This window comes from Novilysobacter erysipheiresistens (assembly GCF_036663935.1).
GTDB lineage: Bacteria > Pseudomonadota > Gammaproteobacteria > Xanthomonadales > Xanthomonadaceae > Novilysobacter > Novilysobacter erysipheiresistens.
Genome location: NZ_JAXGFP010000001.1, coordinates 268,089 through 285,417 on the forward strand (window position 1 = coordinate 268,089; position 17,329 = coordinate 285,417).

Here is a 17,329-nt window from a genome sequence, read left to right on the forward strand (position 1 = left end):
TCGGTTATGCAGCCTGCCGGCCGCCGATGTATTCCTCGAACTTGTCGTTCGCCTTCTCCGACCAGACGACGCCGCGGTCATTGCCCTCGGCGCGCAGGAAGGTCAGGAAGTCGCCCATCTTTTTCTTGCCGTACTTGCTGGTCCGCGCGCCCAGCATCACGAAGCCGCCGCGCAGGCCGGGAGCCATGCGGGTTTCTTCCTCGAACGCTGCGGTCATTACGTCCTTCATGTCGTCGGGCGTGGCCTGCTTGACCGTGCCGTCGCGCTGCGTCACCGGCCAGGCGACTTGCCTGGCGAAGTCGGTCAGCGCCGGCCACATCGCGGCGTTCTGGTCGAGCGTGCGCTTGACCTCATCGAATACGGCCATCACGTCGCCATCGCGCGCGGCCTCGTCCAGCGCCCGGTGTGCGCGTGCCAGCACGTCGGCGCGGCGCGGGTTCTTTCGTTCGATGATGAAACGCTGCTTCATCGTGGATCCTCAAAAGATGCCAGCCCACCGGACAGCGAGGGGAGCGCCGGATACTTCGACCGAGGGGAGCGGCCCCGGTGGGCTGGCGTGAAGGGTTAAAGCGAAAAAGCGGCCAGCACGACCATCGCGACGAAGGCGACCAGCCCCCAGCCGGCGAAGGCGAACCAGTTGGTCTTGCGGTGGCGCATCCGGTGGGACGGCATCGCCTCGCGCGAGTTGGTGGCGTCGAAGTAGTCCATCGACTCGATGAGGTTGCCGATCGCGGCCCGGTGCGGGCGCAGGGCGTTGGCTTTCAAGCGTGCGTTCATCACGGAAGCCTCGGAAGGAAGGACAGGATCAGCAGGCCAAAGAAAGCGACGTAGATCGCAGCCCCCAGCAGGAACATCGCGGCGCGCTTCATGGCTATTCCTCATCGCGTTGATTCACCGGATTCACCGGCGCCGGCCCGCTGTAGATCGGCGGGATCGTCTGGCCGATGGCCGCGATCAGTTCGTCCTCCGACAGCGTTTGCTTCGCGCGCTCGACCATTTCCGGCGTGGCGATGCGGTACGGGATCGGGTCGCTGTGGCGGCGGTTCATTACCAGCACCCCATGTAGCCGTCATAGGCTTGGCGCGCTTCTTCCTCGGCGGCTTCGCGCAATTCAGCGTTCAAATCCCGCATCTGCTCGTGATGCTCGCGGGAGTCGATCAGTCCGTCGTCGTAGTCGGCGTCGATCTGCTCTGCTGCGCGGTCATACCAACGAGGCGCGCTCATGCCGCATCCCTCGACATAGCCGCGTAATCCGCCCGCATGTCCTCGATCACGTTCACGCACCGCTGCGCCATCGCCAGCATGTCGGTCTGCGCCAGGCGCGACACCGGGCGCATGGCGCGCAGGCGGGCGTATTCGTAGGCCCACGACTTCGGGTTGATCGCGCGGGTGCGGGCCAGCTCGGCGAGCGGGTCGGTGTGCTTCTCGTTGATGCGGTGCGCGGCGCGGCCCACGTCGCCATTCCACGGCTGCAGGCTGCGGGCATCCGCCTCGTCGTCGTCGGCAGTGATGACGCCGGTTTCACCGCAGAAGCGGCAGCCGCGATCATCGTGCGCTGGATCGTGCGAGTGCAGGCCGTCCAGGCTGATCGCGCCGTGGCCGTCGCATTCGTCGCACAGGTAGGTTCGCGCGCTCATGCCGCACCCGCCTTGCCGCGCAGCCAGCCGGCAATCGTGTGGAATACGTCGGCCGCGCTATCGGCCAGGTCGGCGGCCATCGAATAGAGGTTCGGGGCGATCACGCTGCACCGTCCTTGCCGGACGCGGCAAAGAGGGCGTCGGCATCGGCCCACGCCAGCTTGCCGACCTGCTCCGGGTCACCCTTGCTGCCGCCGGCTCGCTGACCCTGGAGGGACGCGATGGCCGCGCTCTCGCGCTTGGTCAGCCCCGAGTGCTGCGTGCCCGTGATCTGGTAGCTCTCGCTCGTCTGTGCGAACGGGTGGGCGGGCTGGTCGCCAATGTCCTTACTGCTCATCTTCTCGGCTCCTTCGCCCTGCCGCGATTGCGGTGTTCGGGGGCGACGGGAGAACGGTAAACCTAATTAGCAGCGTGTGTCAACAAATTTAGCATCGCAACTGGCAATTTAGCAAAATGACTAACAAAAAAGCCCGCCGAAGCGGGCTTGTCGGTTACGGCGCGACTGCTACTGCGGGCCGTTGAATGTCCACCAGTTGCCGCCTTCGTCGACGCACTCGCCGGTGTAGTCGTCCTCCAGCTCGCAATCGGGGAAGTCCACGTTCCCGCCTCGCCGGAAGTACACCTGCTCGACCACGTAGCCCTGCGTCTCGGCATCCAGCGGGTAGCTGTTGCCGCTGCTCTGATTGGTCACGTTGAGCGTGATGCTGCCGAAGCAACCTAGCTCCTGGTCGTTGCTCTCATCGTCGGTGGTGCTGGCGTCGTCCGCTTGCCACTCGTGGTCGGCGCACCGGATCCAGCTTTCGCGCTCCGCGCGGTTCTGCTCGTACTCGGCGTCCGCGGCCTTGGCTACGGCTTCGCTCCCGCACCCGGCAAGCGCCATCGCCGCAGCCAGTCCCGCGATTACAGATAATGAAAACGCTTTCATGGCGCCTTCTCGGGCGCGGGGCTCGACTTGAAGACTAGCGAGGCGGCCTCGATCGCTGCGATGCACGCCACCGCGCCGATGAGCAGCGGATTCACGTCATCGACCGCAGCGGTTCCGGCAATGTCTAGCAACGCTGCGAACGGAATCGCCAGAAGTAACGCTGCCCACCTGTAGCGCCGAAACAGCTTCCCGTAGATCAATCCGATCGGGAGCATCAGCACCACGACCTTCCCCAGCGACTCGGCGAACAGCATCGTCGCCATGCCGCCGAACTGCTCAAGCATCTGCTCCATAACGCCCCCTTTGGTTATCCGTACTTGGCTCGAAAGAACCCTTCCTCGTCCGGCTCGATCCCCTGCAGGCCACGGTCGGACGCATCCCTCATTCGCTCGTACAGCGCGACCACTTCGCTGTCTGCCAGTTCCCAGGGCCCAGCACGGGCACCGCAAGCCAAGTCCACCAGCATGTGCATATTCCGAAAGTGCCGCCATGTCCTTATGCACTGCAGGTATGCCCGCCGAGTGGTCGGGCACAGCGCCTTATCGCGCTCTGGCCGTATCGCCCGCGGCGAACCTCCCCTTCGCCTAGCCAGCCTTGCTTCTAGATCTCGATGAACGTCCCCCATCCGATTCCCCCTGTCGTATACGCCGCGCCAATGCCTTCGCCATGTCGATGACATTGGTTGTTTCGTGCTGCCCCTGGTGCGCGACGATGACCTCGTAGGCGTCCTCCAACATGCCGGAGTCTGCTATCCACTCCGGCGGATCGCCCATTAGGTCCAAGTGGTCGCGCAACAATTCGACCGCTGCAGCCATCGTCTTGAAGTCGGGTCGCTGGGAATGCGACTCCCGTCGCACTGCGGGCGAGGGCAGGGCATCGTCGCTGACTGGTTCAGCGTGTTCAGGCGCCCACGGGTGCCCGTCATCGCTGCTGCGCGTGTCGTTGATCCAGTCCGGTCGCACCTTGTAGGCGCGAGCGACCGCGAACAGCCATTCGCTGCTGACGTTCTTCACGTTGCTCGACGGGGCTTCCCACATGCCCACCGTTCCGCGCTCGCAGCCGATCGCCACGGCGGCATCGGCCTGGCTGGAGAAGCCTGCCCGCACGCGGATCCGCTTCATTCGCTGCTTGAAGGATTCCATGTAAGCCAGCTTAGCGACCCGATCCGCTAAACGGATTTGCGGATCGACTGCTAAAATCGTTTGACAACTGCCAGTAAGCGTGTTTAGCATGGCGAATGATTACTCGACAGCAAGCCATCGACCTCTACGGGTCGGCCATCGCCCTTGCCGCGGCACTGGGATATAGCAGCCGCCACGCGGTCTACATGTGGCCGAAAGATGGCGCCATCCCGAACGAGCCGTACCTGCGCCTGCGCTATGAGTTGAAGCCCGAATGCTTCGACGCTGACGGGCGACTGAAAAAGATTGCTGCCTGATTTCACGGCTCGGCCTCATGGCTGGGCCTTTTTTTGTACCCGGAGCATGGCTTACGACGCCATGCGACGAAATCGTAACAGGGGGTTCCATGCGGTACGAGACGCCCGAAGAAGTGCTTCAAGCCTGCGTTGACAGGCTTGGCGGGAACAAGCGGGTCGGCGTGATGCTCTGGCCGGAGCTTGAAGAAAAGCCCGACGTGGCGGCACGCAAGCTGTCCGACCACCTCAACGAAAACCATGCCGCCAAGTTCTCGCTGTCGCAGGCGCAATTCATCCTGCGCCGCGCCCGCGACGTGGGGTTCCATGAGGGCCACAACGAGTGGAACCGCCAGTGCGGCTACAGCCCCTCGCGACCGCTCAACGACGCCGACGAAATCACCGAGCTGCAGCAGCGCGCAATGGCCGCTGCCGAGGCCGCCGCGTCCGCCAGCCGCGAACTGTTCGCACGAATGCAGGCGGCCGGCCTGAACGTGGAGAACGTCGCATGAGCGGTTACTGGAACACCACGCGCCTGACCGGCGACGACCTGCGCGCCGCGATCCAGCAGGCCGACAAGCAGGACGACGCGATCCTGGCGATCTACCAGCACGCCCGCGGCCCGCTGTCGCCGTCCGACGTGTGGGCGCAGTGCGAGCGGGCAGGGAAGCGGTGGCCCCTCACAAGCGTTCGCCGCTCGATCACTGGCCTGACCCAAGCCGGTGCGCTGGTGCGCCTGGACGAGCAGAAGCAGGGCGTCTACGGGCGGCCGGAGCACTGCTGGACGAGGGCCGCGGCTTAACGCCATGAACTACTACGAGCGCCACCTGGGCGATTACGCACGGGACACCGGCCACCTGTCGATGGTGGAGCACGGCGCCTACTCGCTGCTGATGGATCGCTACTACGCGACCGAGCAGGGCATCCCGGACGACCAGGCGCACCGCGTGGCCCGTGCCCGCTCGCGCGACGAGAAGGCCGCGGTCGACACCGTGCTCAACGAGTTCTTCACCCTGTCCGATGGCGTCTGGCTGCATGGCCGGATCGAGGCCGAGCTTGGCAAGGCGCTGGGCCGGATCGAGGCGGCGAGGGAGAACGGCAAGCGCGGTGGACGACCCGCAAAGAAAAACCCACCGGGTTCTGGAAAGAAACCCACCGGGTTATTGCCGGGTTCCGAAAACGAAACCCAGCCGAAAGCTCACCACCTATCCACCTATCCAGATTCAGAACCTTGCGGTTCTGGCGCTGACGCGCCGGCCGACCCCGTTTGGGGCGCAGGTTTGGCGTTCCTGATCCGCAAGGGCATCCCCGAAAAACCCGCTAGGGCCTTGCTGGGACAGCTTCGCAAGGCCGCCGGCGACGTGCAGACGGGGGCAATCCTCGTCGACGCCGAGGCCAAAGACATTTCCGATCCCGCCCCGTGGCTGATGAAAGCCGCCGCCAATGCGCGCACCGAGCGCGCCAATGGAGACACCAATGCGCCAGCTCGCAAACTCTCTGCCGTCGAACAGGTCCGGGCTGCGAACGCAAGCCGCCAACCAGCCGCCGGAAGCGCCATTGTCGAAGGAACCGCCCGCCGTGTCGGCTGACCTGGACTCGCTATGGCTGGCGATGGTCGGGGTCTACGGCCATCGCTGGACCAGTTCGCACGGTGCCGACCACGCCACCGGGTCCGGCGAGATATGGGCGCGCGGCCTGTCGGGCCTGTCGTCGTTGCAGCTTGGCGTCGGCATGGACGCCTGCATCACCAGCAGCGACCCGTGGCCGCCGACGCTGCCCGAGTTCCGCGCGATGTGCCTGGGCGTGCCGTCGCTGGCGTTCGTGCGCGACGACCTGACGCGGGCGCCGGAGCACCGCAACCGCTTCACGCTGCTGGTGTGGAGCTACGTCGACGCCTACCGCATCAAGCTGGTGAGCGCGGACCAGTCGGACCGGCAACTGCGCGATGCCTACGAGTTGGCGCGCGAACACGTCATGCGGGGCGGGGCTCTGCCGGAAGTGGTCGCAGCGATCGAGCAGGACAAGCCGAAGCCGCCGGTGGATCTGTCGCCCGAGGAGAAGGCCGAGCGGCTGGAGCGGTTGCGCGCGGAGTTGATGACGGGAACGCCCGTGACCGAGCAGCCGGAACCCGAGACGCCGGTGATCGACAAGGCCGCCATCGAGGCCGACCTGCAAGCGCACTACAGCGACCGCAAGAGCGCGGCGGCTGGGGGTGATCTGTGACCACCGACCGCCACGAACTGACCGACTCCGACGTGTGGACGCTGGTTTCCGAGGGCTGCAACGCCCACGAGATCGCCGCTTTCGCCGGGATCGCCGTATCGGCCGCGCACGCGATGATGGCGCACGCCACGCGGGGCTATGCCTCGCTGGAGTTGGCGGCGTGAAGTCGACCGCGAACCTCGACGTATTCGACCACTCCGACGCGGTGAAGGCGCGGGCGTACCGGCAGGCGGCGGAAACGGTCGCGTTCGATCCGTATTTCCCGGAAGACGAGCGCGCCGACCGGATCGCCTACTACACCGCGCAAGCCGAGATGTTCGAGCAGCGGATGAAGGCTGACGGGGTGCGGGCGTGATCCTCGTCGGCGACTGCATCGAATCCATGCGCGGCCTGCCTGCCGAGAGCGTGCAGACCTGCGTCACGTCGCCGCCGTACTTCGGCCTGCGCGACTACGGGCATGACGGGCAAATCGGTCTGGAGCCGACCCCGGAGGCATTCGTCGCCAAGCTGGTCGAGGTGTTCCGCGAGGTTCGCCGGGTGCTGCGCGACGACGGCACGCTCTGGCTGAACCTGGGCGACAGCTATTCGACGGAATCCAAGTGGGGCGGATCGACGGGCGGCAAGGCTGCGGCCGGGCTGCACGGTGCGGACGGGGGTGGCCGGGCGAAGGCGCGACACGGCATCCCCGACAAAAATTTGCTGGGCATCCCGTGGCGGGTTGCGTTCGCGTTGCAGGCGGATGGCTGGTATCTGCGCCAGGACATCATCTGGAGCAAGCCGAACCCGATGCCGGAGTCGGTGCGCGACCGCTGCACGAAGGCGCACGAGTACCTGTTCCTGCTGTCGAAGGGGCCGCGCTATCACTTCGACGCGGACGCCATCGCCGAGCCGCTGGCTGCATCGAGCATCGAGAGGCTGTCGCAGCCGAACATCGAGAGCCAAGCGGGCAGCGACCGAGTGCCGGGTAAGACAAACGGCGCGATGAAGGCCGTAGTTGCTACGGGTCGGATGCGGAACGATGAGGCGAAGTACAACGAAAACGGCGGACGCGGGTTTCTCTCCGACAGCACAACCCGCAACAAGCGCAGCGTGTGGACCGTGCCGACGATGCCGTTCCGTGAGGCGCACTTCGCCACCTTCCCCGAGGCACTGATCCAGCCGTGCATCCTCGCGGGCGCTCCGGCTGGCGCGACGGTGCTGGACCCCTTCATGGGCGCGGGCACTACCGCCGTCGTCTGCGAGCGGCTGGGGCGGCAGTGGATCGGCTGCGAGTTGAACCCCGAGTACGCGGCCATCGCCGAGGCGCGCATCCGCAATACGCAACCCGGCTTGCCGCTGGAGGCCGCATGAGCTTCGGCGGCAAGTCACTGACGAAGGCCGACGAGGCGCGGCGAACCGCCATCCACGCGGGCAACTGCCGGGCGTGCGAGCAACGCGGAATCGACCTGACCGGACAGGGGCTTGTCCAGTGGCACCACCTGAAAGGGCGGAAGCGCCACGACCTGACCATCGGGCTCTGCTACTGGCACCACCAGGCCGGGCTGTTTTGGGGGCACTCCCACGAGGAGATGCGGGACCACTACGGCCCATCGCTGGCCGAGGGCAGCAAGCCATTCCACGACGAGTTCGGCAGCGATGACGAGTTGCTGGCCGCCCAAAACCGACTTCTTGAGGGGGCAAAAGCAGCATGAGCCGCGCCGCACGTATCCGTGACTGGCTGGAGGAGAACGCCAGCGAGCAGCAGCCGAAGTCGATGGCCGAGATTGGCGCCGCGCTGGAGCTGCCTGCACAACAACTGCACTCCACGATGGGCGACCTGTACCGGGCCGGGTTCATCGAGTCGAAGGGCGAAAAGCGTCACCGGGGCTACTGGCGCGCGGACAAGACGCCGGCACCCAAGGCGCCGCTGGGGCTGACCGCAGCCGAGCGGGCCGAGCGTGAGCGGGAGCGGATGCGGCTGCGCCGTCGCCGCAATGGCTCCGTGAGTTGGGAGGAGCGCCGGGCGATCCGTGCCGCTGCGGCTGCAGAGCGTGAGCGCAACAAGGCCGATCGACTGGCGCAGCGGGAAGCGGCGAGGGTGGCGCGCGAAGCCGAGAAGGAAGCCAAGCGGACAGCGCGATCCGAGGCGAAGGCCGCACGCGAGGCTGCACGCAAGGCCAGGCGCGGCGACTCCGGCCGCACCCGCCGCGCGCCGACCAAGCCGCGCCGAGCCACTGTCGCGACACCGCGAAAGCCGCAGAAGCCCGTCGCCCCGAAGCCCGGAACGCTCAACGCGGCCCCGCAGCAGGCGCCAGCCATGACCAGCGACGACTTCATCCGCATGGGCGGGAAGGTGGAGCGGATCGCGCCGGGCGTGGTGTCGGAGGCTGGGCGGTTGAAGCACGTCGGCGGGTGGCGGCAGGTATTCACCGAGCCGTCGAAGCGGCGGGAGTTGTCCGCATGACCGCCCTGCATGTGAACGACGAATGGGTGCAGGCCAACGACAGCGCCACGGTCGCGCGAGTTCGCCTGTTCGGCGTGGTGGGGCAGGACCGCGAGCAGGCTCCTGCATTCCGCTGGGTCAAGCTCCGAGCGCGCAGCACCCTACTCCTCTACCCGCCAACTTTCGACCGCCCCTCGTACAGCCAATGGCTCCGCGGCAGGAAAGCGAAATATCGCTGGGAGCGCCGCGCATGACCGAAATACTGATCGGCCGGCACCGCCGCAAGCCCCTGGGCGCGATCGACGACGAAGCTGCGCGCCGTATCGCCGAGTCCGGCCGGGCGCTCGCCGTGACGCTGGACCCGGACGGCGGGTGGTGGCTGGAAGCGCCGGAAACGGTCGCCGAGGACGACATGGTGGGCGTTTACCGCGGCGACTTCGCGTTCTCGCTGTACCGCGACATAGCCGCCGACATGAAGCACGAACTGACCAGCAGGGGGATTGCATGACAGCGACGAGGCAACAGTGGGAACAGGCAAGGGCCGCCGGGGTATCCGCTCGCCAGAACGGCAAGAAACGCGACCAGTCGCCGCTCTACGCGATGGGCCGGGACGGCGAGACGCTGCGCGAGGCGTGGCAAATGGGCTGGGACGACGAGGATGCGCGGAGGGCGAAGCGGTGACTGTCGCGGCCCGCACCGAGCACGCCGAGGCGGTGGCGCTGATGAAGGTCGTCAAGCTCCATGAGGCCAAGCATCCGCCGCTGCGCCTGCTGTTCGCCGTCCCGAACGGGGGCGACCGGCACAAGATCGTCGCCGCGAAGATGAAGGCCGAGGGCGTGAAGCCAGGGGTGCCTGACTACCTGTTGCCCGTGTCGTCGCCGGGCTACCTGGGTCTGGCGGTCGAGCTGAAAAGCCGAACCGGCTACGCCAGCAAGGAGCAAAAGCAGTGGATCGCGGACCTGCGCGCGGCTGGATGGAAGGCCGAGGTGTGCCGCGGCTGGGAGCAGGCGTGGGGTGTGATTCGTCAGTACGTCGAGGCGATGACGCCATGAAGACCCGGATGCGCGAGGACGTGGAGCGATTCGCCCAGTGGCAGCCCGAGGCGCTGTCCCAGCGCATCCGCTGGCGCGAGTCCGTCGTGAAACAGACGCAGCACGAGATTGCCGCCATGAAAAAGGCGCAACGAGTCCAACGAAAGGCGCAAGCCGCCGGGGTGACGATGAACGCGCTTGATTGCTCCACCAAGACCGCCAAAGTCCCGCGTAGGGCCATGAGTCCGCACCACAAAGTCGAGGCGCCCAAGCCGGTGTGTCGAGTTGGGCCGGACGCCGCGGCCACCATCGTCGCCAAGGTCAAGGCGATCCACCGAGCGGACGGAGGGGGCAGTTACGTGTTCATCGACCCATCCATGAACGTCTACGTCGTCAGCGAGTTGAAGCCGGCGGCGCACGAGTGGGTCAAGACCCGGTTCAAGTGGCTGGTGGGCGCGTACTCGAACATTCGCGGCAAGCCGATCGAGGGCTTGACCGTGACGCAGGACGGCGTGACCGAGGACATTTCCGAGCACCTGGCCGACCTGGCGCGGGTGGAAGCATGAGCGTGACCGAATCAGGCGCCGTCTCCGGGCGCGAATGTGGAGAGCCCAGCCGGGAGGTGGCTAACGCCCGGCAGCCGGTGATCGGGTTTCCGCGTGGCGGATGCAATTCTCCTGCCCGAGCGAGCCGGCGTTCTATCGAGGACCGCGGCTATGACTGACCCCGCAGTGCCAATGAAGCCGCCGATGAGCCCGCAAGAAATAGCCGACGCGACGTTCGTCACCGGCTGGGCCGCCCTGTTCCTTGATGGAAAGACGATCGAGGAGCGCGCCGAGTTCGCCAAGGCCGGCGCTGCACTGGTGAAGGCGCTGCGCACGGCCGACATGATGGCGAGGGCGCGACCATGACTGACCGCATGGCCGACTCCCTGCAATGGTTGAGCGCGCAGTTCAGCGCCGACGACGACGAGTTCCGCAAGGCCCAGCACCCCGGCGGCGAAATGCTGCTGATGGGCGCGGTATCGAAGGGCTACGCGATCCGCCAGGGCGACCGGGTGGCCGTGAGCGATGCCGGGCGCCGTCGGATGGGGGCGGAATGAACGCCTACTGGACCAACGCGCCCACTGACCAGGCCAATGCGTCGGGCATCGTCGCGGAGATGGAGCGCACATGGCGAGAGTGCCGGGAGAGCGCCGTTGCCCGTCCGGGCTACGTGGTACTGCCGCCAACAATGCCGGTGCCGCGCAGGGTTCGCCGCTGGCGAGGCCGCAGGTTCGTTGTGGCGGCCCATAGCATTCCGACGCTCGACTGGTTCAGGGCGCTGGGGGTCGTGTTCGATGGCCGGTAAGCCCGCCAAGAAGCCCGCGAAGGCCAAGAAGTCGCCGTTCCTCACTGGCAACGGGACGGGCAAGGCGCCGAGCGGAGTGTTCACGCCGGCCAAGAGCCCGAGGAAGGGGGGCAGGAAGGCGGCCAAGCCGAGGAAGCCGGGGCGGCCGAGCAGCTACACCGAGAAGCTGGCCGATGCCATTTGCGAGCGACTGGCGTCCGGGGAGTCGCTGCGCGCGATCTGCCGCGATGAGTCCATGCCTGGGATGACCACGGTGTTCAAGTGGCTGGCTGACCCGAACAAGCCCGAGTTCGTGAAGCAGTACACGCACGCGCGCGAGGAGCAGGCCGAGACTCTGGCCGACGAGATCGTGGGGATCGCCGACGAGGAATGCACGATGGTCAAGGCCATCAAGCACCCGGCCGCGGCCAAAGGCGACGAGGAGGACCTGGAGGTCGTGTTCGACTCCACTGCCGTCGCTCGCAATCGGCTGCGCGTGGAGGCCCGCAAGTGGGTCGCGGCCAAGCTCAAGCCCAAGAAGTACGGCGATGCCGTGACTATCAAGGGCGACCCGGACAACCCGATCGAGCATCGGACCCGGATGACCGAGGCCGAGCTTGAGGCGATCGCGGCCAGTGGAAAGCAACCGCGTGGCTGATGGCGGCTACCGCATGACGCCGGCAGCGGCAGCGACCGAGCTGCTGCGCCGTCGCCGTGCCCGTGAGTCGCTGGTGGCGTTCAGCCAGTCGGTGAGCATTCCCGGCGCTCCGATGAGCGAGGATCCCGACGAGTGGCTGTTCAAGCCGATCGAGTCGAGCGTGGCGAAGCATCACATCGTCACGATGGAGGCGATTCAGCGGTGCATCGACGCTGACAGCGGCCGGCTGATGATCTTCGAGCCGCCGGGTTCGGCCAAATCGACCTATGCGTCCGTGGTGGCGCCGGCGTGGGCGATGGCCCGGCAAGCCGGGTTCAAGGTGATCCTGACCAGCTACGCGGCGACCCCGGCCGAGCGTCAGTCCAAGCGGTGCCGTGCGATCGCATCGAGCGCCGAGTTCGCGGCCATCTGGCCCAAGCCGGTGATGATCCGCTCCGGCAGTTCGTCGGTCAGCGAGTGGGAGTTGAACAACGACTCCGGCCTGCTGGCAGCCGGCATCCTGGGCGCGGTGACTTCGGCCCGTGCCGACCTGCTCATCATCGACGACCCGGTGGCGGGTCGCGAGGAAGCCGACAGCGAGACGATTCGCCGCAAGACCCGGCAGGAATACGAGGACAGCCTGATGACGCGCCTCAAGCCGAGGGCGAGCGTCATCATCATCCAGACCCGTTGGCACATGGATGACTTGTCCGGCGGCCTGTTGCCCGAGGACTACGACGGGCGCAGCGGCCCGGTGCTGTGCCGCGACGGTCAGGTGTGGGACGTGCTGAACATTCCCGCCAAGTGCGAGCTCGCCGATGACCCGGTGGGCCGCAAGGTCGGCGAGTACCTGTGGCCGGAGTGGTTCGACGCCCGCCATTGGGCCAACTACGAGAGCAACCCGCGCACTTGGGCGAGCCTGTACCAGCAGCGCCCGCAGCCCGACACCGGCGGCCAGTTCGAGCGCCAGTGGTTCCAGTGGTACGACGAAAAGGACGTGCCCAAGGAATTGAGCATCTACGGCGGCAGCGACCTGGCCGTGACCAAGAAGGCGATGGACACGCACCCCGACTTCTCCGAGCACGGGGTTTTCGGGCTGGACGACGCCGGCAACCTGTGGGCGCGCGACTGGTGGAGCGGGCAGGAAGCGCCCGACGTGACCATTGCCGCCTTCCTGACGCTGGTGAAGCGGTGGAAGCCGCGCCAGTGGTTCGATGAGGCCGGCGTGATCCGCCGCGCGCTCGAACCGCTGATGAACAAGATGATGCGCGAGGCCAAGACCTTCGTGCATATCGAATACCTGACCAGCTCGCAGGACAAGATCGCGCGCGTGGCCGCCTTCCGTGGCCGTGCCAGCGCCCGAACCGTCTATCTGCCCAAGGGTCAGCCGTGGGCCGAGCGCCTGGCCGCACAACTGTGCGCCTTCCCGATGGGCCGCTACGACGACGCCGTGGACGTATGCGGCAACGTCGGGCGCGGCCTGGACGACATGCAGGACGCCAGCCCGCCGCCGAAGCCCAAGGCCGAGCCGCCCAAGCCGTTCACCGAGGACTGGTATGCGGCCCGAGACAAGCGCGAATCCGACGAATCCGACAGCGAGGCGTACTACCGATGAGCCAGTTCACCCCCGAGCAGTGGGCCAATGCCGGCGAGCATCTGTGCAAGGTCTACGCCGCCGAGTACGGAAGGGAGCCGAGCGCCGATGAAATCGCCGAGGCGAGGTCGGTGGCCTCGCATATCGCGTGCGGAACCCCGCTGTCACGACAGGAATCGACCCGATGAACAGCCAGCACGAAGCAATGGACGCCGGCATCGAAGCCGCTGACGGCCCCGACAAGACCCGCGAGTACGCCGATGTGAAGGCGTGGTTCGATGAACTGGAGGCGGCGCGCAAGTTCGACGAGCCGGCGCGCAAGCAGTACGCCAAGGATCGACGCTACGCCCGAGGCGACACCCGCGCGCAGGTTGCGACCAACATCGCCGGCACCAACATCGACGTGCTCGAGTCGTTCCTGTACGCGAAAGACCCGGACATGGACATTACGCCCGGCCCGACGATGCGCCCGCCGAGCGTGGACGCGCTGCGCGATGCGGCCGAGGAAATGGTGGCGCAGTCGCCGGAGGTGATGCAGGCAGGTCAGCAGGCCGCGGCGCAAGCGATCCTGATGGGGATGCCGCAGCCCGACGCCATGCTCGCCGGACAGATGGCATCCGAGGCCAAGGTCGAGGAACTGATCCAGCAGCAAGTCGACGCGATGCAGAAGCGTTACCAGAAGCGCCAGCGCGACATGAAGGCGTTTTGCGAGACGGCCGAGATCATCGGGTCGCATATGTGGGGCGATGCCAGCCTCAAGCGCCGCGGCCGGCCGTGGGTGCGATCGAGCCTGACCATCGGCATCGGCGTGATGAAGGCAAGCTGGCAGGAGCGCACCGCGCCGAGCCCGGAAACCGTCACCGCGATCAACGACCTGCAGCAGAACATTGCGCGCGCACGGGCGCAGGCGAAGGCGCTGGAGGAAGGCGAGGGCGGGATGGTGGCGAGGCTTGCCGATGGCTTGGCCTCGCTCGCCGGCCGCGGCAACGAGGCCAAGCTGGCCGAGTTCGAGCGCCAGTTGAGCACCCTGCAGGCCCAGCCCGAGCCGGTCATCAGCCGCGGCTTCGTGGTCGACAACGTGGCCGGCGAGGACTTCCAGGTCGCGCCGGGCTACACGATCGCGAACCACCTGGACGCCCCGTGGAACGCCCACCGGGTGTTCATGCCCTACGACGACGCGGTGGCGCTGGCGCTTGCCAATGGCGTGCCCGAGGAGAAGATGCGGCAGGCCGTCCGCTACACCGCGCGCAAGCCGGTGATGATCGAGCGCGAGGCGGCGCTGGTCGATCAGGATGGCGATGCCAAGGACGCCGACGCCTACGTGTCGAGCAACAGCCACACGGCCGGCGAGGAGGGCTGCGGCGAGTTCGTGGCGCTGTGGGAGAAGTGGGACCGCGACACCAATACCGTCCTGACCTCCGTCGAGGGCGTGAAGTGCTGGGTCAAGCCCGCATGGAATCCGCCGGCGACGACCCGGTTCTACCCGTTCTTCCTCATGTGCGACTCCGAGGTGGACGGCCAGCGTCACCCGCAGAGCAAGACGAGCCGCGCCGCGCCGCTGCTGGACGAGTACAACCGCATCGGGTCGGCCGAGGCCGAGCACCGCCGCCGCGTGCTGCCCAAGACCATGTTCAACGCCGGGGCGATGGAGCCTGGCGAGGCGGACAAGCTCGCCAAGGCCATCACGCAGGAAATGGTCGCGGTCAAGACCACGGTCCCGAAGATGGACCTGCGCGGGCTGATCCAGCCGGTCGCCTACGCGCAAATCGACCCGGCCCTGTACGACCGCCAGCGCATCATTCAGGAGATCGAGCGCATCTACGGCACGCAGGAAGCCCTCGCCGGCAGCATCCAGGTCGAAAAGACCGCGACCGAGGCCGAGATCCAGCAAACCGGGTTCCAGGCGCGCACCGGCGGCCAGCGCGACAAGATGGAGGGCGTACTGTCGGAGCTGGCGCGCTACACCATCGAGATTGCCCGCGCCTACATCGACCACGAGCAGGCGATCGCCATTGCCGGCGACGACGCCCTGTGGCCCGAGTACGGCGGCCCCGACGACCTGCTGCGGACGGTCACGGTCGACATTCGCGGCGGATCGAGCGGCAAGCCGAACACGCGAGCCGAGCGGGATTCGTGGTCGGCGCTGCTGCCGATGCTGCAGACCGGGATCATGCAGATTGCCCAGCTTCGCAGTTCGTCCCCGCTGGACGTGGCCGACGCGATGGAGAAGCTGCTGCGGATCACCGCCGAGCGTTCCGGCGAGCGGCTGGACATTGACGACCTGCTGCCGCCGGCGGGCATTGCGCCGATGCCGGGCGCCGTTGGCCCCGATGGGCAGCCCGTGACGCCGCCCGATGGCGCGCCGCCGACAGGCGAGCCCGAAGCCCCCGAGCAAGACCCCGCCATGCCGATGGCGGCCTGACCCTTTCCGAGCCGAGGAATGTACCGATGAACAGCTATGCAGCCCAGCAGGACCCGCGATTCGCCAACATGAAGCCGGACGACTACTACATGGCCGCCACCGAGGCGTGCGATGCCCAGCCCGTCAGCCCGATGGATGAGCGACTCGAGCAGTTGCGTTACGAGCATGGAAGGACGCACGATCTGATCTGCAACCTCGAGGCCCGTCTATCGGCCCTGCTGTCGCCGTTGCCGCAGAAGGATTGCGAGACGGCGGGAGGCACCAGCAACCCGACGCCTCCGCAAGCGCCGATGTGTGCATACATCGAGGATCGGGTGGACTCCATCCGCGAAGCGAACGCCCGCCTGGCGCACCTGCTCAACGCCCTCGCGATCTAAGGAGCCAACCATGTACGTGACCGATCCCGACGAAACCCCGACCGACACCGCCACCCCGGACCCGGCAACTGCCGCGGCCGAGGCAGCAACGCCCGACGAACCCGAGGACATGGCCGCCGGCATGGACCGCGCATTCGCCGAGGCGACCCCGGACCTGATGCCCGGCACCAACGAGGCGGCCGACGCCGAGCGTGAAGCGGCCGAAGCTGCGGCTGCCGAAGCGGCCAAGCCGGCCGATGGCGAGCCCGATCCCGCGAAGGCCGACAAGGCCAAGCCCGACGACGGCGCCGAGGCTGCGGCCGAAGCCGACTCGCTGGGCCTCAAGGGCAAGGCGAACGAGCGGTTCCGCGAGATGGCGGCCGAGATCAAGACCCTGGCGCCGATCAAGGAGCAGCTTGAAAAGGCCGGCATCACCGACATTGCCCAGCTTCCGCAGATGGTCCAGAGCGCCAAGAACGGCGAGGACATGGTGGAAATGGTCAGCAGCACTGGCGCCAGTCCCGAGCAGTTCGGGCAGACCCTCGATTACCTGTCGCTCATCAGCAAGGCCAATTCGGGCGATCGCAAGGCGGCAGAACAGGCGTTCGAGCTGATCCAGGGCGAGGTGACGGCGCTGGCGAAGGCGCTGGGCCGCGAGGTGCCGGGGCTGTTCGACCCGCTGGCCGAGCACCCGGACCTGGCCGAGCAGATCGAGGCCGGCGACCTGACCCGCAAGGCCGCGCTGGAGGTGGTCGGCGCGCGCAACCACCAGAACGCCCTCCAGCGCCAGCGGCAGCAGGCCGACCAGCAGACGCAGGCGCAGCGGCAACAGGAGCAGGTCGTCAATCAGGCCCGCAGCCAGCTTGTGCAGTGGGACGCGGCGATGGCGGCCAAGGACCCGACCTACCCGGCCAAGCGCGCGGCGCTGAACGCCGAGGTCGCCAAGATTCGCCAGCAGTTCCCGCCGGCGCAGTGGGTGGCCGCGACCGAACTGGCCTATCGCTCCATCCCGAATCCGCAGCCCGCGCCGGCAGCGACCACGACCCCGGCAGCCGGCAACCCGGTGCGCCCCGGTGGCCCGCGCGGCACGCTGGCGCCGGAGAAGTTCGACTCGATGGATGACGCGATGCAGTGGGGGTTCGATCACCCCGAGGCGGCAGTCGGATAGCTTCAAGAGTCGGTAGCTCAACTGGCAGAGCAGCGGCCTCCAAAGCCGAAGGTTGTAGGTTCGAGTCCTACCCGGTTCGCCACAACAAGCCCCGCTTCGGCGGGGTTTTCTTTTCGCGCTTGACTGCTTTTCGCCCGAGTTCACGCTTGACCTGCGGCTGACAGCCGCGAC

33 protein-coding genes and 1 tRNA gene are annotated in these 17,329 nt (G+C 67.0%); 25 read left to right on the plus strand and 9 right to left on the minus strand.

Going from position 1 to position 17,329, the window contains the following annotated elements:
- Nucleotides 1-4: 4 nt before the first annotated feature.
- From SNE34_RS01320 to SNE34_RS01360, 9 genes are all read right to left on the minus strand, one after another.
- The gene (locus SNE34_RS01320; RefSeq protein WP_332613974.1) at nt 5-469 is read right to left on the minus strand and encodes a recombination protein NinB; all 465 of its coding nucleotides are present in this window, start codon (nt 467-469) and stop codon (nt 5-7) included.
- 95 nt (nt 470-564) lie between these two features.
- Nucleotides 565-777 (minus strand): hypothetical protein, encoded by a 213-nt coding sequence (locus tag SNE34_RS01325; RefSeq protein WP_332613976.1) that lies wholly within the window; start codon nt 775-777, stop codon nt 565-567.
- Between the two features lie 94 nt (nt 778-871).
- Nucleotides 872-1,048 (minus strand): hypothetical protein, encoded by a 177-nt coding sequence (locus SNE34_RS01330; protein ID WP_332613978.1) that lies wholly within the window; start codon nt 1,046-1,048, stop codon nt 872-874.
- Complete coding sequence (locus SNE34_RS01335; protein ID WP_332613980.1) at nt 1,048-1,224, minus strand: hypothetical protein; 177 nt, start codon at nt 1,222-1,224, stop codon at nt 1,048-1,050. Before SNE34_RS01335 ends, SNE34_RS01330 begins: the two co-directional genes overlap by 1 nt.
- A complete protein-coding gene (locus tag SNE34_RS01340) occupies nt 1,221-1,637 on the minus strand; it encodes a hypothetical protein (RefSeq protein ID WP_332613982.1) in 417 nt (138 codons plus the stop codon). Before SNE34_RS01340 ends, SNE34_RS01335 begins: the two co-directional genes overlap by 4 nt.
- Nucleotides 1,638-1,737: 100 nt before the next feature.
- Nucleotides 1,738-1,974: a hypothetical protein gene (locus tag SNE34_RS01345; RefSeq protein WP_332613984.1), complete on the minus strand. Its 237-nt coding sequence runs from the start codon at nt 1,972-1,974 to the stop codon at nt 1,738-1,740.
- A gap of 168 nt (nt 1,975-2,142) precedes the next feature.
- Complete coding sequence (locus tag SNE34_RS01350) at nt 2,143-2,562, minus strand: hypothetical protein (RefSeq protein WP_332613986.1); 420 nt, start codon at nt 2,560-2,562, stop codon at nt 2,143-2,145.
- A complete protein-coding gene (locus SNE34_RS01355) occupies nt 2,559-2,855 on the minus strand; it encodes a hypothetical protein (RefSeq protein WP_332613988.1) in 297 nt (98 codons plus the stop codon). The genes SNE34_RS01350 and SNE34_RS01355 overlap by 4 nt, the downstream gene beginning before the upstream one ends.
- A gap of 291 nt (nt 2,856-3,146) precedes the next feature.
- A complete protein-coding gene (locus SNE34_RS01360) occupies nt 3,147-3,704 on the minus strand; it encodes a helix-turn-helix transcriptional regulator (protein WP_332613990.1) in 558 nt (185 codons plus the stop codon).
- A 95-nt stretch (nt 3,705-3,799) separates the two neighbouring features.
- Between SNE34_RS01360 and SNE34_RS01365 the strand changes: the two genes are divergently transcribed.
- The 25 genes from SNE34_RS01365 (at nt 3,800) to SNE34_RS01485 (ending at nt 17,240) form a co-directional block, all read left to right on the plus strand.
- On the plus strand, nt 3,800-4,000 hold the full coding sequence (locus tag SNE34_RS01365; RefSeq protein WP_332613992.1) for a hypothetical protein: 201 nt from the start codon (nt 3,800-3,802) through the stop codon (nt 3,998-4,000).
- 89 nt (nt 4,001-4,089) lie between these two features.
- Nucleotides 4,090-4,488 (plus strand): hypothetical protein, encoded by a 399-nt coding sequence (locus SNE34_RS01370; protein WP_332613994.1) that lies wholly within the window; start codon nt 4,090-4,092, stop codon nt 4,486-4,488.
- On the plus strand, nt 4,485-4,778 hold the full coding sequence (locus tag SNE34_RS01375; RefSeq protein WP_332613996.1) for a hypothetical protein: 294 nt from the start codon (nt 4,485-4,487) through the stop codon (nt 4,776-4,778). The genes SNE34_RS01370 and SNE34_RS01375 overlap by 4 nt, the downstream gene beginning before the upstream one ends.
- 4 nt (nt 4,779-4,782) lie before the next feature.
- Complete coding sequence (locus tag SNE34_RS01380; protein ID WP_332613998.1) at nt 4,783-5,565, plus strand: YdaU family protein; 783 nt, start codon at nt 4,783-4,785, stop codon at nt 5,563-5,565.
- Nucleotides 5,555-6,199 carry a hypothetical protein gene (locus SNE34_RS01385; RefSeq protein ID WP_332614000.1) on the plus strand — a complete coding sequence of 215 codons (645 nt, stop codon included), beginning with the start codon at nt 5,555-5,557 and terminating at the stop codon, nt 6,197-6,199. The genes SNE34_RS01380 and SNE34_RS01385 overlap by 11 nt, the downstream gene beginning before the upstream one ends.
- Nucleotides 6,196-6,363 carry a hypothetical protein gene (locus tag SNE34_RS01390; protein ID WP_332614002.1) on the plus strand — a complete coding sequence of 56 codons (168 nt, stop codon included), beginning with the start codon at nt 6,196-6,198 and terminating at the stop codon, nt 6,361-6,363. Before SNE34_RS01385 ends, SNE34_RS01390 begins: the two co-directional genes overlap by 4 nt.
- A complete protein-coding gene (locus SNE34_RS01395; protein WP_332614004.1) occupies nt 6,360-6,554 on the plus strand; it encodes a hypothetical protein in 195 nt (64 codons plus the stop codon). Before SNE34_RS01390 ends, SNE34_RS01395 begins: the two co-directional genes overlap by 4 nt.
- Entirely contained in the window at nt 6,551-7,549 is a 999-nt protein-coding gene (locus SNE34_RS01400; protein WP_332614005.1) for a DNA-methyltransferase, read from the plus strand. Before SNE34_RS01395 ends, SNE34_RS01400 begins: the two co-directional genes overlap by 4 nt.
- A complete protein-coding gene (locus SNE34_RS01405; RefSeq protein WP_332614007.1) occupies nt 7,546-7,890 on the plus strand; it encodes a Ref family recombination enhancement nuclease in 345 nt (114 codons plus the stop codon). Before SNE34_RS01400 ends, SNE34_RS01405 begins: the two co-directional genes overlap by 4 nt.
- Nucleotides 7,887-8,642 (plus strand): hypothetical protein, encoded by a 756-nt coding sequence (locus SNE34_RS01410; RefSeq protein ID WP_332614009.1) that lies wholly within the window; start codon nt 7,887-7,889, stop codon nt 8,640-8,642. The genes SNE34_RS01405 and SNE34_RS01410 overlap by 4 nt, the downstream gene beginning before the upstream one ends.
- Entirely contained in the window at nt 8,639-8,875 is a 237-nt protein-coding gene (locus SNE34_RS01415; protein WP_332614011.1) for a hypothetical protein, read from the plus strand. Before SNE34_RS01410 ends, SNE34_RS01415 begins: the two co-directional genes overlap by 4 nt.
- Complete coding sequence (locus SNE34_RS01420) at nt 8,872-9,129, plus strand: hypothetical protein (RefSeq protein WP_332614013.1); 258 nt, start codon at nt 8,872-8,874, stop codon at nt 9,127-9,129. Before SNE34_RS01415 ends, SNE34_RS01420 begins: the two co-directional genes overlap by 4 nt.
- Nucleotides 9,126-9,302 (plus strand): hypothetical protein, encoded by a 177-nt coding sequence (locus tag SNE34_RS01425; protein WP_332614015.1) that lies wholly within the window; start codon nt 9,126-9,128, stop codon nt 9,300-9,302. Before SNE34_RS01420 ends, SNE34_RS01425 begins: the two co-directional genes overlap by 4 nt.
- Nucleotides 9,299-9,673: a VRR-NUC domain-containing protein gene (locus SNE34_RS01430; RefSeq protein WP_332614017.1), complete on the plus strand. Its 375-nt coding sequence runs from the start codon at nt 9,299-9,301 to the stop codon at nt 9,671-9,673. The genes SNE34_RS01425 and SNE34_RS01430 overlap by 4 nt, the downstream gene beginning before the upstream one ends.
- Nucleotides 9,670-10,218, plus strand: a complete 549-nt coding sequence (locus tag SNE34_RS01435; protein WP_332614019.1) for a hypothetical protein — start codon at nt 9,670-9,672, stop codon at nt 10,216-10,218. The genes SNE34_RS01430 and SNE34_RS01435 overlap by 4 nt, the downstream gene beginning before the upstream one ends.
- A 150-nt stretch (nt 10,219-10,368) precedes the next feature.
- The gene (locus SNE34_RS01440; RefSeq protein WP_332614021.1) at nt 10,369-10,563 is read left to right on the plus strand and encodes a hypothetical protein; all 195 of its coding nucleotides are present in this window, start codon (nt 10,369-10,371) and stop codon (nt 10,561-10,563) included.
- Entirely contained in the window at nt 10,560-10,754 is a 195-nt protein-coding gene (locus SNE34_RS01445; RefSeq protein WP_332614023.1) for a hypothetical protein, read from the plus strand. Before SNE34_RS01440 ends, SNE34_RS01445 begins: the two co-directional genes overlap by 4 nt.
- On the plus strand, nt 10,751-11,002 hold the full coding sequence (locus tag SNE34_RS01450; protein WP_332614024.1) for a hypothetical protein: 252 nt from the start codon (nt 10,751-10,753) through the stop codon (nt 11,000-11,002). Before SNE34_RS01445 ends, SNE34_RS01450 begins: the two co-directional genes overlap by 4 nt.
- Entirely contained in the window at nt 10,992-11,639 is a 648-nt protein-coding gene (locus tag SNE34_RS01455) for a terminase small subunit-like protein (RefSeq protein WP_332614025.1), read from the plus strand. Before SNE34_RS01450 ends, SNE34_RS01455 begins: the two co-directional genes overlap by 11 nt.
- Entirely contained in the window at nt 11,632-13,233 is a 1,602-nt protein-coding gene (locus tag SNE34_RS01460; protein WP_332614027.1) for a hypothetical protein, read from the plus strand. Before SNE34_RS01455 ends, SNE34_RS01460 begins: the two co-directional genes overlap by 8 nt.
- On the plus strand, nt 13,230-13,400 hold the full coding sequence (locus SNE34_RS01465) for a hypothetical protein (RefSeq protein ID WP_332614029.1): 171 nt from the start codon (nt 13,230-13,232) through the stop codon (nt 13,398-13,400). The genes SNE34_RS01460 and SNE34_RS01465 overlap by 4 nt, the downstream gene beginning before the upstream one ends.
- The gene (locus SNE34_RS01470) at nt 13,397-15,634 is read left to right on the plus strand and encodes a hypothetical protein (RefSeq protein ID WP_332614031.1); all 2,238 of its coding nucleotides are present in this window, start codon (nt 13,397-13,399) and stop codon (nt 15,632-15,634) included. Before SNE34_RS01465 ends, SNE34_RS01470 begins: the two co-directional genes overlap by 4 nt.
- Before the next feature lie 26 nt (nt 15,635-15,660).
- On the plus strand, nt 15,661-16,011 hold the full coding sequence (locus SNE34_RS01475; protein WP_332614034.1) for a hypothetical protein: 351 nt from the start codon (nt 15,661-15,663) through the stop codon (nt 16,009-16,011).
- 10 nt (nt 16,012-16,021) lie between these two features.
- A complete protein-coding gene (locus SNE34_RS01480; protein ID WP_332614036.1) occupies nt 16,022-17,158 on the plus strand; it encodes a hypothetical protein in 1,137 nt (378 codons plus the stop codon).
- Nucleotides 17,159-17,164: 6 nt separating this feature from the next.
- Nucleotides 17,165-17,240 (plus strand) — tRNA-Trp (locus SNE34_RS01485).
- The last annotated feature ends 89 nt before the right edge of the window (nt 17,241-17,329 follow it).